Origin of the sequence: Tolypothrix sp. PCC 7712, assembly GCF_025860405.1 — a bacterium.
In the GTDB taxonomy this organism is placed as follows: Bacteria; Cyanobacteriota; Cyanobacteriia; order Cyanobacteriales; family Nostocaceae; genus Aulosira; species Aulosira diplosiphon.
Genome location: NZ_CP063785.1, coordinates 3,464,504 through 3,478,645 on the forward strand (window position 1 = coordinate 3,464,504; position 14,142 = coordinate 3,478,645).

General features: G+C 41.5%; 9 protein-coding genes and 1 CRISPR repeat array. Of the genes, 7 read left to right on the plus strand and 2 right to left on the minus strand.

Going from position 1 to position 14,142, the window contains the following annotated elements; translation table 11 throughout:
- Positions 1–24: 24 nt before the first annotated feature.
- Positions 25–1,050, minus strand: coding sequence for a LacI family DNA-binding transcriptional regulator (locus tag HGR01_RS14310; RefSeq protein WP_045870417.1), 1,026 nt, complete (start codon positions 1,048–1,050; stop codon positions 25–27).
- A 75-nt stretch (positions 1,051–1,125) separates the two neighbouring features.
- Between HGR01_RS14310 and HGR01_RS14315 the strand changes: the two genes are divergently transcribed.
- From HGR01_RS14315 to HGR01_RS14345, 7 genes are all read left to right on the plus strand, one after another.
- Entirely contained in the window at positions 1,126–1,611 is a 486-nt protein-coding gene (locus HGR01_RS14315; RefSeq protein ID WP_194007809.1) for a gluconokinase, read from the plus strand.
- Positions 1,612–1,867: 256 nt separating this feature from the next.
- Positions 1,868–2,761 (plus strand): inositol oxygenase family protein, encoded by an 894-nt coding sequence (locus HGR01_RS14320; protein WP_045870416.1) that lies wholly within the window; start codon positions 1,868–1,870, stop codon positions 2,759–2,761.
- Positions 2,762–3,620: 859 nt separating this feature from the next.
- Positions 3,621–4,604: an ABC transporter substrate-binding protein gene (locus HGR01_RS14325; RefSeq protein ID WP_045870415.1), complete on the plus strand. Its 984-nt coding sequence runs from the start codon at positions 3,621–3,623 to the stop codon at positions 4,602–4,604.
- Between the two features lie 267 nt (positions 4,605–4,871).
- On the plus strand, positions 4,872–5,864 hold the full coding sequence (locus HGR01_RS14330) for an ABC transporter substrate-binding protein (RefSeq protein ID WP_045870413.1): 993 nt from the start codon (positions 4,872–4,874) through the stop codon (positions 5,862–5,864).
- A gap of 137 nt (positions 5,865–6,001) precedes the next feature.
- The gene (locus HGR01_RS14335; RefSeq protein ID WP_045870412.1) at positions 6,002–7,552 is read left to right on the plus strand and encodes a sugar ABC transporter ATP-binding protein; all 1,551 of its coding nucleotides are present in this window, start codon (positions 6,002–6,004) and stop codon (positions 7,550–7,552) included.
- The gene (locus tag HGR01_RS14340; RefSeq protein ID WP_045870411.1) at positions 7,549–8,547 is read left to right on the plus strand and encodes an ABC transporter permease subunit; all 999 of its coding nucleotides are present in this window, start codon (positions 7,549–7,551) and stop codon (positions 8,545–8,547) included. The genes HGR01_RS14335 and HGR01_RS14340 overlap by 4 nt, the downstream gene beginning before the upstream one ends.
- Before the next feature lie 410 nt (positions 8,548–8,957).
- Entirely contained in the window at positions 8,958–10,574 is a 1,617-nt protein-coding gene (locus HGR01_RS14345; protein ID WP_045870410.1) for an iron uptake porin, read from the plus strand.
- A 502-nt stretch (positions 10,575–11,076) separates the two neighbouring features.
- Positions 11,077–13,145: a CRISPR direct-repeat array (repeat unit 37 nt; unit sequence GTTTCAATCCCTAATAGGGATTAAGTGAAATTGCAAT).
- 566 nt (positions 13,146–13,711) lie between these two features.
- Here the strand turns inward: HGR01_RS14345 and HGR01_RS14350 are convergent.
- Complete coding sequence (locus HGR01_RS14350; protein ID WP_045870409.1) at positions 13,712–14,122, minus strand: phosphomannose isomerase type II C-terminal cupin domain; 411 nt, start codon at positions 14,120–14,122, stop codon at positions 13,712–13,714.
- Between the last annotated feature and the right edge of the window lie 20 nt (positions 14,123–14,142).

Genomic DNA, 14,142 nt, shown 5'->3' on the forward strand with positions numbered 1-14,142 from the left:
GGGGGCCCCGAGTTCCCCATTCCCCTAACCTCGCCTCGCCGTACTTCCTCGTTCAATTAAATAAGGCGATAAAATCCGATTTTCTACAGTTTTATCCTGCAATAAATCAAGTAACATTTGCATGGCAACACGACCAATTTCTAACATTGGCTGGCGAATTGTTGTTAGTGGTGGAGTAATATAACCCCCTAAAGCAATACCGTCAAATCCTACTAAACTTAAATCTAGAGGTACGGAAATACCTAATTTTTTACAAGCTAAAAGCGCGCCTACTGCTACCATATCGTTGTAACAAAAGATGCTTGTTACACCAGCTTTGACTAACTGAGGTAACATCTGTTGTCCGGTGACAACATCACTGGTTCTGGTATGATCTTCTTCTCTAATTGCTATCCAATCATCTATCTGTGGTAGATTAGCTTCACTTAGAACCGTTTGATAACCTTCTTGGCGTAACTGATTTGATAAACTGCGATCGCCTACACCCAAGTACCCTATAGAAGTATGTCCTAAACTGACTAAATGCTGTACAGCTAACCTAGCACCTAAGTAATCATCTATTCTGACTGAGTGAAAGGATTGGGGTTGGTTAGCAGTTTGGCTATTAATAAAAACTGTGGGTGCAGCTATTGTCCCTATTTGCTGGCTATGGTTGGTAGTAATTCGGGAATCCGCTACTAAAATACCGTCTACTCGGCGACGATAAAAGTTATCAATCGCTGCTATTTCTTGCTCAACATTTCGGTGGGAAGTACTTAACAATACACTTAAACCTGAAGATTTAGCTATTTGTTCTATTCCTTCTATAACCTCCGCAAAAAAAGGATCTGCAATGGAAGTGACTACTACCCCAATGGTATTAGTTCTTTGAGTTTGTAAGCTTTGAGCAATCCCATTGGGAACATAGCCCATTTCTCGCGCTAGTTGTTTAATTTCTTCTCGTACTTTGGCGCTAATTAAAGAACTATCTCGCAAAGCACGTGACACCGTGGTATGCGAAACACCTGCTTTCCGAGCAATATCTTCTATGGAGATTTTTCTTTTGCTCATTTATAATTTTAATATAATTTATGCACACGTGTGCATCATAATGTTAATTATTAGGAATATCGAGATATTTGTCAAATGATCATTCTGGTAATGGGTGTTTCTGGTTCTGGTAAGACTACCATCGGAAAGCTGCTAGCAGAAGTTTTAAGCTGGACATTTAGCGATGCTGACAGTTTTCATTCCCCAGAGAATGTAGCAAAAATGCGGAGTGGTATCCCCTTAACGGAAGCTGACAGAAAACCTTGGTTGCAAGATTTGCAAACAGCTATTAAAACCTGGCTACAAAACAATCAAAATGTGGTCTTAGCTTGTTCAGCGTTAAAAGATAGCTATCGTCAAGTTTTGTTGGTAGATAGCAACCTCGTAAAAATAGTTTACCTCAAAGGGTCTTATGAGTTAATCCAAAAGCGCTTGCAAGAGCGCCAAAATCATTATATGAGTGCAACTCTATTGGATAGCCAATTTCATACTCTCGAAGAACCATTAGATGCCTTATGTATGGATGTTGCAGAGTCACCGCAAGTAATTGTGCACAATATTAGAACAGCTTTGGGGGTTTAGGGAACAGGGAATGGGGAGATTGGTAGTGACTGTCTTACCAAGGGATGTCTAACGATTATCCCTATGTGTCTACGTTAACAAAAACTCGGCTAGCTGTTGATAGAAAACTTTTTCTAGGCTCGAAAATTTGTTGTAAATAAACTTAATATATATTTTATGCACACGTGTGCAATTATAAAAGCATCAGGTTATGCACACGTGTGCATAACTTACCTAAACTACCGTTGTAAGAAACTGGCGTAACTCCTCAAATAATATGTCTCAGACACTCAATATTATGAATCAAGTGGAAAATAATCCCTTGGATTCTCTAGAAGAATGGGAAGAAGATGTACTGAATCGCTATCCCAATCCGGAAAGCATAGTTAAAGCGGGTAAAACAACTGCAGAATACAGAAATTATCAAACAACTAATAGAGATTCAGTTAAAGAGTTTTATCGCTTAAATCATGTTAACCAAACATACAACTTTGTGCTTGAGAAAAAGGCAGAGTTTTTGCAGTTTAATCAGCGAGAAATGACGGTTTGGGATGCGGTGGAATTTTTAAATCAATTGGTTGATGATTCCGATCCAGATACAGATTTAGATCAGTTACAGCACTTATTGCAAACATCAGAAGCTATTCGTGCTGATGGACATCCTGATTGGATGGTATTAACTGGCTTCTTTCACGATATGGGGAAGGTGCTGTGTTTATTTGGCGAACCCCAATGGGCGACTGTAGGCGATACTTATCCTGTGGGTTGTGCATTCTCCGAGAAAATTGTCTTCGCGGAATTCTTTCAAGAAAATCCTGATTACAATAACCCGAAATATAACACCAAGTATGGTATTTATGAGCCGAATTGTGGATTAAGTAATGTCCAGATGTCATGGGGTCATGATGAATATTTTTATCAGATGATGAAACCCTATTTACCTGAACCCGCTTTGTATATTCTGCGTTATCACTCCTTTTATCCACAACATCGAGAAAATGCCTACGAACATTTAATGAATCAGCGCGATCGCGAAATGTTCAAGTGGGTAAAATTATTCAATCCTTATGATTTGTATTCCAAAAACCCCAATCCGCCAAATTGGCAAGAACTCAGACCATATTATGAAGATTTAGTGACTAAGTATTTACCTGCTACTTTAAAATTCTAAGCATAGGTTGATTGCCAAGCTCAGGATTTGGGAAACCTGCTGCTATCCCCGTAAAGCCATCATCTAAAAATCGCAGTTTTTACTCCCTGATTCTGACGTTAGATAGATGAAAAACATACCGTTTTGTATTATGTAACGTCCAGAATAATCTCAAAAAAAGTTCCTGAGAATAGCATACTTGAGACAGATTGAAAAATAATTTCCTAGAATTTTTATGTATGGTGCTGTTATAGGTTTCATGGGTAACAGGTGGTTTGCTAGATTGCCATAAAAATTCACAATAGCCTACTCTGAAAAACCTGAAATTTGACATTAAATATTAGTTCCTAGAGAGTGTTAAATTTTATGTATTGATTTTCAGAAATAGCAGTGAATTTGGTTAAATTTGGATATGAGCTAAAAGCGGCTAATTTCTCAGAAATACTTCTCTAGAGATAGGAAAACGCTAGAGTTTTACGACTTTAGAAAAAGTAGTTTTAGATAAAAAGTGTCTGCCGCTACAAGCAAGATTAACCAAAGAAAAAGTAATTTATACCAGTACATTCAAACAGCTTTTACAAAACCATAATGTAAAAATTTGATGTATTGCAGCCAGCAACTTTTAACATTCAAAAAATCATTAATGCTAGTTCAGAATTGAGTCATTCAGATTTATTCCCAGCTTCTAGCTGAAAATCTAGTGACAAATTTTCCAGAATTGGTATGAGTAGCGCTAATAGTAGTAGCTCAGAGATTTGATAGCAATTGAGCAGCTAAAAGCTAGCAGCGTCACTTAATTAGGTCTGAAGTTTTCAGTCCTAGTTCAAATTGCAATGACATTGCAGATATAGGTTGAAATCCATATTTGGATAGATGAATTATGAGGAGAATTGCGACCGCAGCTAGTATCATCAGCCTAATCAGCAGTACTTTGGCAGCTTGTACCAACGTCTCGCGCTACAGCACAAACGCGATCGCCCAAAATCAGGGCCAGCAAAATTCCCCATTGCGATCGCTTGGTGTCAGTCTGGGCGATTTGGGAAATCCCTTCTTTGTGGCTATGGCTAAGGGTTCTGAGTCCCAAGCTAGGAAAATAGCTGGTAACAATCTGAAATTGAGTATAGTTTCCAGCGGCTTTGATTTAAATCAGCAATTTAACCAAATTGAAAATTTCGTGGCTGCTGATGCTGACTTAATTATTCTCAGTGCGGTAGATAATAAAGGGATTAAACCTGCTATTGATAATGCTAGACGAGCCGGAAAGACAGTCATAGCTGTAGATGCGGCTGTTGATGCTAAGGTAGATGCCACAATTAGTTCTAATAATCTGCAAGCTGGAGAAATTGCTTGTCAATATATTGGCGATCGCTTGCAAGGTAAAGGCAACGTCGTCATCCTCAACAGTATACCGATGGATTCAGTCATTCAGCGCGTGAATGGTTGCCAAAAGGCATTAGCTAAATATCCTAATATCAAAATCCTTTCCAAAGACCAAAACGCTGAAGGAAGCCGGGACGGAGGATTACGAGTCATGAGCGATTTACTAACAACCTTCCCCAAAATAGATGCAGTTTTCGCTACCAACGATCAAAGTGGCGTTGGCGCAGACTTAGCAGCGAGACAAGCTAGGCGCAAAGAATTTTTTATCGTTGGGGTTGACGGTGGCCCGGATGCAGTCAAAGCCATGACCACCAAAGATAGCTTATTTGCAGCAACTGCAGCTCAAGATCCAGTCGGGATGGCTGCAAAAGCTGTGGATGTTGGTAACGACATCCTACAGGGCAAAAGACCGAGTAATCCCAATATTTTGATTCCAGTCAAGCTGGTAACGCAAGAGAACATTAGCAGTTACCAAGGGTGGTGATGAGGGGGATGAGGGAGATGAGGGAGATGAGGGGGATGAGGGGGATAAGGGAGATAAGGGAGATAAGACAACATCGATTGACATTTAAATCTTGTAGAGACGCGATTGATCGCGTCTTCCCCCCGCAACACCAAAATTATCGCGTCTCCCCAACACCAAAAATTATCGCGTCTTTCCCACACCCAAATTATGACGAAAAATTTTTAACCAACCTGGGGGACAAGGGAAAGAGTTTAGGAGCTAAGTTGAATTTTATGAGGAGTCTAAATGAACGTAAATAGGATTGCAATAGTAGCCAGTCTATTAGGTATCGTTAGCACAACCCTTAGTGGCTGTATTAGTCCTAATATTTCTCGGAATAGCACAAATGCTATAGGTGCTAACGGCAATCATCAGGGAAAATTAAAAGCTGTTGGTGTTACCGTTGGCGATTTAAGTAACCCGTTCTTTGTGCTGATGGGTAAAGGTGCTGAAAGCGAAGCCAAGAAAATTGGCGGTAATGATGTCAGAGTGACTGTAGTTTCTAGCGGTTATGACCTCAACCAGCAATTTAACCAAATTGAAAATTTCGTGGCTGCAAATACTGACTTAATCGTCTTGAATGCGGCTGATAGTAAAGGTATTAGACCTGCAGTTGATAAAGCAAGACAAGCAGGTACAGTTGTAATTGCGGTAGATACAGCAGTTGACGCTCAAGTTGATGCCACTGTTACCACCAATAATTTGCAAGCTGGAGAAGTTGCTTGCCAGTATATTGCCGATCGCCTAAAAGGTAAAGGTAATGTCGTCATCGTCAACGGCCCGCCAGTTACTTCAGTAATTCAGCGAGTCAATGGTTGCGAAAATACCTTAGCTAAATATCCCAATATTAAAATCCTTTCAAAAAACCAGAACGCCGAAGGTAGCAGAGATGGGGGATTGAGAGTCATGAGTGATTTACTAGTTACCTTCCCCAAAATAGATGCAGTCTTTGCCATTAACGACCCCAGTGGCGTAGGTGTAGACTTAGCAGCTAACCAAGCTAAACGCAAAGAATTTTTCATCGTCGGGGTTGATGGTGCGCCAGAAGCAATTAATGCGATCGCATCCAAAAAAAGTCTTTATGCAGCCACAGCCACCCAAAACCCCAGAGGAATGACGCAAAAAGCTGTTCAAGTGGGCAATGACATTTTACAGGGTAAAAAACCGAGCAATCCTAACATTCTTATTCCTGTGAAGTTAATTACTCAAGACAACGTCAGCACCTTCCCAGGGTGGTGAGTCTGATGAGTGCTGAGTGCTGAGTCAAGAGTCAAAAGTCAAAAGTCAAAAGTCAAAAGTCAAAAGTTATTTATCCCCATTCCCCATTCCCCATTCCCCATTCCCCCTTTCCCAGTCCCCAATCCCCAAAATAATTTATGACAACCGATTTCCAAAGAATACCCAATGCACCAACCACCACCCCGGTGTTGGAAATGCAAGGAATAACAAAACGATTTCATGGTGTACCTGCTCTCCAAAATGTTAATCTCACAATTTATCCGGGAGAAGTTCACGCCCTGATGGGGGAGAACGGTGCAGGGAAAAGTACATTGATGAAAATTCTGGCTGGGGCTTACATAGCCGATGAAGGGGAGATTCACATCAATGGTAAACCGATAAAAATTACCGATCCAGGGACAGCGCGACAGGCGGGTATTAATCTCATCTATCAAGAACTGAACGTTGCACCCAATTTAACCGTTACCGAAAATATGTTTATGGGTAGCGAGTTGCAAAAAGGTCAGTTTTTAGACCGCCCAGGTATGGAACGGGAAGCAACGCAAGTACTGCAAAGTTTGGGCGCTAGTTTTTCACCCAATACTATAGTCGGTACGCTCTCAATTGCGGAACAACAACAGGTAGAAATTGCCAGGGCGCTAAAAGATAATAGCCGCGTTTTGGTAATGGATGAACCCACAGCCGCCTTATCAGACCGGGAAACGGAACGTTTATTTGAGGTAATTCGCAAACTCCGCAATGATGGCATTGCCATTATCTATATCAGTCACCGCATGGAAGAAATCTATGCTTTAGCTGACCGTATTAGTGTACTGCGTGATGGGCAATATATTGGCAGTTTGACAAGGGAAGAAATTTCGCCGCAACGCTTGGTGCAGATGATGGTTGGTCGTCCTATGCAGGATTTTTACGAACACCAACGCCAAACCCAAGTCGGCCCGGTAGTGCTGGAAGTCAGAAATATCAGCGATGGACGCAAGGTTAAACCCGCTAGTTTACAAATTCATGCTGGCGAAATTGTTGGTTTAGCTGGGCTAGTTGGTGCTGGACGCACAGAAGTATCCCGGCTAATTTTTGGCGCTGATCGCAAAGCCACTGGAGAAGTCTTCCTTGATGGCAAAAAACTCGAAATTAATAGCCCTAGTGATGCTATTACTGCAGGAATTGGTTACGTTCCCGAAGACCGCAAAGACCAGGGTTTATTTTTAGAAATGAGTTCCCGCAAAAATATTGCCCTGAATCGCCTCAAGCAAGATGCTAACGCTGGCATAGTTAACTGGGGTTCAGTGAATAAAATTGCCACAGATGCAGTCGAAAACTTTCAAATCCGGCTAGCGAATTTAGAAATTCGCGCCGTGGATCTTTCCGGTGGGAACCAGCAGAAACTTTTACTAGCGCGTTGGCTAGCGATTAAGCCCAAAGTATTGATGTTGGATGAACCGACACGCGGTGTAGATATTGGTGCCAAAAGCGAAATCTACCGGATTATGAGCGAACTTGCAGCCCAAGGTATCGCTATTTTAATGGTTTCCAGCGAATTACCCGAGGTTGTGGGCATGAGCGATCGCGTTTTAGTTATGCGAGAAGGGCAGTTAGTTGGTGAACTTGACGGTAGCCCAGGTAAAGAAATCTCCCAAGAAAACATTATGCACTATGCCACAGGAGCAGCAGAGGTATTAGCATCATGAGTCAAACTTTAAGACCTACCCAAAATCGTTCCGGAAGTCAAAACAAATCCCGCCAGCGTCAATCACTCAACAACTTTCTGCAGGTAGCAGGGATTCTCCCCATCCTGATCCTGATTTGTATCTTATTTGCCCTGCTCACTCCCAACTTTGCCACAGCTGGTAACGCCGTTAATATCCTGCGCCAAGCATCAATTAACATTGTGCTGGCAACTGGCATGACCTTTGTCATTCTTACAGGTGGTATTGACCTTTCCGTCGGTTCCATCTTGGCTGTTTCTGCGGTCGTTGCGGTGTTAGTTTCCCTACTCCCGGCGTTAGGTTGGGCGGCTGTACCTGCGGCATTATTAACAGGATTGCTTTTAGGCTTAGTCAACGGTGCGCTAATCACCTTTTTGGATGTACCTCCATTTATTGTCACCTTGGGTTCACTCACAGCCTTACGTGGTGCTGCTTACTTGGTAGCTAATGGTACAACTGTTATTAACCCTGACCTAAATTTTGCTTGGGTAGGTAATAGCTATTTAGGCCCTATTCCCTGGCTAGTCATCATTGCCTTGCTAACTGTAGCAGCTAGTTGGTTTATTCTGCGGCAAACAGTATTAGGTGTGCAAATTTACGCAGTAGGTGGTAACGAAAGAGCAGCAAGACTAACCGGAATTAAAGTCAATCGCGTCTTACTATTTGTTTATGGCGTGAGTGGACTATTAGCAGGTTTAGCCGGAATCATGAGTGCCAGCCGTCTTTACAGTGCTACAGGCTTATTAGGTCAAGGTTACGAACTAGATGCGATCGCGGCTGTAATTTTAGGTGGTACTAGCTTTACAGGTGGTATCGGTACTATTGGCGGAACTCTTCTCGGTGCATTAATTATTGCTGTACTCAACAATGGTTTAACATTGTTGAATATGTCTTACTTTTGGCAACTTGTTGTTAAAGGTTTAGTGATTATTGTCGCAGTAATGATTGACCGACTCCGCAGAAGATCCAAACGGTAATAATTACTAATTCGTAATTCGTAATTCGTAATTCGTAATTGGTTTATTTCATTCTCGGTAGTAAGCTGTTCCACATTTAACTTGCATATATTGGGCGGGCAAGATGCCCACCCCACAAGATTAGTAGGTTGGGTTGACGTAAGGAAACCCAACACCAAAATATCGGATAAGCTTTCAATATTCATGTTGGGTTGCGCTGCGCTTAACCCAACCTACATCTCTTCTTTTCTTTCTTCCTTTGTGTACTTCGTGCCTTTGCGGTTCGTTTTTTACTCCTCAAAATTAACGCGATTTAACCATAAAATAAGGGCACAACAATGTTGTGCCACTAATAATAATTGCTGAGTTAGCTTGAATTACGAACTACGAATTACGAATTACCAACTATTGCAGATATCCTTTTTAAAACCATGCTAAAAAACTTATTATGTACTTTCCCCCTATTATTCTTAATCTGCCCCGCAGCCTGGGCGATACCTGCAAACGATAATTTTCCCAACGCAGATGTTAACTCTGTTACTTTGCAAGACCAAGTAACCTCTGTTTCCCAGCTTTCAGATATCAACCCTACCGATTGGGCATTTCAAGCATTACAATCATTAGTTGAACGCTACGGCTGTATTGCAGGTTATCCTGATTCAACTTATCGTGGTAACCGCGCCCTTACTCGTTATGAATTTGCAGCTGGTTTAAATGCTTGCTTAACCCGAATTAATGAATTAATTGCGACTGCGACCACTGATTTAGTCAGAAAAGAAGACTTAGCAGTGTTGCAAAATTTACAACAAGAGTTTTCCGCAGAATTAGTAACTCTGCGTGGGCGAGTTGATGTATTAGAAGCGCGGGAAGCAACCCTAGAAGCACAACAGTTTTCCACCACTACTAAATTAAATGCTCAAATTATTACTGCTGTTAGCGATACCTTTGGTAACAGTGTCGGAGGCGATCGCGATCGCTCCAATACCTACTTTGCCGATAGAGGTCGTCTGAATTTAGAAAGCAGCTTTACAGGGAAAGACTTGTTGCGAGTCCGGCTGGAGTTTGGCAACTTCTTAAATTCTAATAATACTAGTCAGATAGCTTCCCTGACAGGTACAGGCATGACGCGGTTGAACTTTGACACCAATAGTAACAATACCCTATCTATTCCTCATATCCGTTACTACTTCCCCGTCAGCGATGCTCTTGCTTTTGTGGTGGGGCCTGTAGGTATTGGCTACACTGATATTACATCAACCGTGACCCCTGCTGTAATTGCAGATGACGGTAACGGCGTTCCCTCACTGTTTGGACAATATAGTCCGTTATTTAGGCGAGGTGGTGGCGGTGCAGCGGTTAACTGGTTTATCACCCCAGATGTAATTTTGACTTTAGGCTATCTTGCAGGTTCCCCCGAAAATCCATCATCAGGTAATGGCATATTTAATGGCGGTTATAATGCTTTAGCACACCTGGTTTTCAACGGCAAACAAGGGTCAATTGGGATTGCCTATTCTCATGGTTATAGTCCCGGCGGACAAGTTAATCTTACAGGTGGAGCAGGTAGTAACCTAGCAATTTCGCCTTTTGGAGACACCATCGCAACATCCAATAATATAGTAGGCGCACAAGGATTCTATCGCTTTTCGCAAAACTTCCAAGTTCATGCTTGGGGTGGGTATATCTGGGCTAGTGCGGAAAATTCTGGTTTAAGTAATATCCCTGATGGTAGGGGTGGCAGAGATACATTATTAGTTAACAATGGTGCTAATGCTAATGCTTGGTTTGGCGCAATTGGCTTATCCTTCCCTGATTTCGGCGGTAGAGGTAATCTCCCAGGAATATTATTTGGTATCCCACCTCACGTTACCAGCAGCGATGTTCGTCAAGAAGGTGACCATGCTTACCACATCGAAGCCTTTTATCGTATGCGGCTCAACGATAATATCTCCGTTACCCCCGGCTTTTGGGTAATTCTCAACCCAGAAAACAATAGCAGCAATAATACCCAATATGTTGGAGTATTACGGACAACCTTTGATTTTTAGTTTGTATAGTGGCGTATACACAAGACAAGCACTTTGTTTAACAACGCAAGTATTTTGTCAAAAACATCTGCTATGGAGTCAGCCGAGTAGGGGTCACCTGTGTCAACTTAACGTGAAACCCGCTCTTGTGCAAGGTTTCGCCCTCACCCCCAGCCCCTCTCCCACAGGGTGAGGGGAGCAAGAGATTTAGTTCCCCTTCTCCTGCGGGAGAAGGGGTTAGGGGATGAGGGCGCGAGGTATTTGTACAACGCCCGCCCTATATCGCTTTTAGCTTAAGTTGACACCAATGCACTGCGTTGCGCGGGTTTCCCGCGTTATAGCAAGTGGCGTTGTGTTACGGCTATGAAAGGATTTGGGACACAGAGATAATGAAATTTACCCGTAACGCACCGCCGCGTGAATGGTGCGTTAGGCGCTAGGATAGTTATTCCGTGACAAATCATCTTGCAAATCAGCACCTAATAGACCCTACAATTATTTGATTTTTACTTTGCTCGATACACTCTTAATTCCTAATAGGGATTAAGTGAAATTTCAACTTGCTATGTGTGCAAAGGGATTCGGGCAATCTCATGTTTCAATCCCTAATAGGGATTAAGTGAAATTGCAATTTATTGGAGGGGTCTATCGAAGGATGTGTCAGATACGTTTCAATCCCTAATAGGGATTAAGTGAAATTGCAATTCAGTTACTTAAGTCAAGCTCACAGGGGATGTCATCGTTTCAATCCCTAATAGGGATTAAGTGAAATTGCAATCCCAGTACTACCTTGGTGAATATCAGTCTGAACTGTTTCAATCCCTAATAGGGATTAAGTGAAATTGCAATAGAAGATTTAATAGCAGCCGGATGGGAAAAATTTGTTTCAATCCCTAATAGGGATTAAGTGAAATTGCAATAAAGCACCCATGAAAAAGCCGCCCTACCAATAGGTGGGTTTCAATCCCTAATAGGGATTAAGTGAAATTGCAATTGAGTGTTCCCTGCGCCTAGCAAAAATTACCGAAGTTTCAATCCCTAATAGGGATTAAGTGAAATTGCAATAATCGTCAAGCACCGCGATATCTCCTCTTGAGTTATTGTTTCAATCCCTAATAGGGATTAAGTGAAATTGCAATCCCTACTGGATTGAAGGGTATGAGTACCAATACGTTTCAATCCCTAATAGGGATTAAGTGAAATTGCAATCGTCTGATACAGGAGGCTGAGTACCATTACCTAGAGGTTTCAATCCCTAATAGGGATTAAGTGAAATTGCAATTCGCCAGGTTCACATTTGGATAAATGTAGATAGTCAGTTTCAATCCCTAATAGGGATTAAGTGAAATTGCAATCCACCCGCACCAGACTTAGTGAATTTCCCATCACAGGCGTTTCAATCCCTAATAGGGATTAAGTGAAATTGCAATGTGCCAGCATTAGCTAAGTAGCTGCTCCATTCTCCAGCGTTTCAATCCCTAATAGGGATTAAGTGAAATTGCAATAATCGCAATTAATTCATCGACTGCTTGTGAATTAGTTTCAATCCCTAATAGGGATTAAGTGAAATTGCAATATTTTACTGGGGGGAAGCAGGAAATAATTTTGATAGTTTCAATCCCTAATAGGGATTAAGTGAAATTGCAATATATTTCTCCTTGGATTTGCTGATTTTGGCTAGGTTTCAATCCCTAATAGGGATTAAGTGAAATTGCAATTACCACCCCCGATAATATCTACAAAATCACTGGTTTCAATCCCTAATAGGGATTAAGTGAAATTGCAATAGTAATATGGAGAATCGAAACAACCAAATATCAGGTTTCAATCCCTAATAGGGATTAAGTGAAATTGCAATAGCCTTCCGCGTGTCGTTCTGTGGATATCTCCTAAATATCTGTTTCAATCCCTAATAGGGATTAAGTGAAATTGCAATCAGCGACATCTATAGACCAGCTCCCCGATTGTTTGTTTCAATCCCTAATAGGGATTAAGTGAAATTGCAATCTCTAATAAATGGTTCAGTTATACCAGCGACGATGGTACGGTTTCAATCCCTAATAGGGATTAAGTGAAATTGCAATTCGGTTGGGTAGAAACGAGTGGAGCCTACCCGATGTTTCAATCCCTAATAGGGATTAAGTGAAATTGCAATAACCAAAGTGCCAGTAAGAGTACCAGAATCCATTGGGTTTCAATCCCTAATAGGGATTAAGTGAAATTGCAATGGGTAAGCGCGTAATATACAGCAACTACGCCAAAAAGTTTCAATCCCTAATAGGGATTAAGTGAAATTGCAATGTGAAGGTAACGAGTTTTTCCCCAGTCCCCCGTACGTTTCAATCCCTAATAGGGATTAAGTGAAATTGCAATCTGAAGTTAAGGATTGGATTCAAGAGGGTGAGCTTGTTTCAATCCCTAATAGGGATTAAGTGAAATTGCAATCCACGTCCACTGCATCCACACGAAGCTATTAAAAGATGGTTTCAATCCCTAATAGGGATTAAGTGAAATTGCAATATTACTTACTACTTAGAAAATTTTGAATCAGAGTCGTTTCAATCCCTAATAGGGATTAAGTGAAATTGCAATGGCAGAAGCTCCAAAGCCAGTGTGTATGAAGTTTTCAAGGTTCTGTTGCGCGGACAGTGCCATAATAACATGAGCAATAATGAAAACGCAAAACCAAAATCGCTGAAAGTCTTCTTCTGTAAAGTGCGCGGGTGATTTTACAGGAATTGAGCTTGAAAAGCCTGATACAGAAATCGTTTCAGCGATTTTTGTGGAAAACACTTTTTCAACACCTACCCATCCGCGCATCCGGCGAAGAAAATCGTATCATTCCGGACTCGTTCTTCGCCAATACATTCAAACTAATCAAAGCAGCAACCACATTACAAACAATATAGGTAAAGCTTTCAATATCCATGTTAGGTTAAGTCAGCGCTTAACCCAACATAGATATGCTATATCGCTGCTTGTAAGAAATCCAGCAAGAGTACTACCAATACTTGTCGGTTAAGGGCAAAAGGGGAAGGGGAAAAGGGGCAAGAAAAAACCTTTAACCCTTCCCCTTTCACCTTTTCCCCAAGCTAAATTCCAAGTTGAAAATCCTTAACCGAGCAGTATTGAGAGTACTACGAATTACGAATTACGAATTACGAATTAGTAATTTCAGTTACAGGTTGCACCAGACTTAAGTCAAAAGGGCGCTCAGTATCATCCTCCCCTAAATACTCGCCGTTTTGAATTTCTAAAATTACCAGAGGAATAGAGCCAGGATTTTCTACTTTATGCAGAGTTGCAGCCGGAACATAAGTAGACTCGTTACGATTCACTAATACTTCTTGTTCACCACAAGTCACCTTGGCAATACCAGACACTACCACCCAATGTTCATTGCGATGATAATGGATTTGTGGTTTAATCCCGTGCCTAGGCTTGATTTCCACACGACTAATTCTATAGTTTTCGCCTTCTTCCACAACCTCGACATTGCCCCAATATCTAGCGCCAGAATGGGAAGAAGGTGGAATATTGGACTGAGTATTACTGTCATTCTGAGTCATAACTAATTTTGAAACCTAAT

Excerpts from the sequence above, each read along its gene's own strand:
- HGR01_RS14315 (WP_194007809.1), top strand. The coding sequence starts at position 1,126 with ATGATCATTCTGGTAATGGGTGTTTCTGGTTCTGGTAAGACTACCATC.
- HGR01_RS14335 (WP_045870412.1), top strand. The coding sequence starts at position 6,002 with ATGACAACCGATTTCCAAAGAATACCCAATGCACCAACCACCACCCCG.
- HGR01_RS14320 (WP_045870416.1), top strand. The coding sequence starts at position 1,868 with ATGTCTCAGACACTCAATATTATGAATCAAGTGGAAAATAATCCCTTG.
- HGR01_RS14345 (WP_045870410.1), top strand. The coding sequence starts at position 8,958 with ATGCTAAAAAACTTATTATGTACTTTCCCCCTATTATTCTTAATCTGC.
- HGR01_RS14325 (WP_045870415.1), top strand. The coding sequence starts at position 3,621 with ATGAGGAGAATTGCGACCGCAGCTAGTATCATCAGCCTAATCAGCAGT.
- HGR01_RS14310 (WP_045870417.1), bottom strand. The coding sequence starts at position 1,050 with ATGAGCAAAAGAAAAATCTCCATAGAAGATATTGCTCGGAAAGCAGGT.
- HGR01_RS14350 (WP_045870409.1), bottom strand. The coding sequence starts at position 14,122 with ATGACTCAGAATGACAGTAATACTCAGTCCAATATTCCACCTTCTTCC.
- HGR01_RS14340 (WP_045870411.1), top strand. The coding sequence starts at position 7,549 with ATGAGTCAAACTTTAAGACCTACCCAAAATCGTTCCGGAAGTCAAAAC.
- HGR01_RS14330 (WP_045870413.1), top strand. The coding sequence starts at position 4,872 with ATGAACGTAAATAGGATTGCAATAGTAGCCAGTCTATTAGGTATCGTT.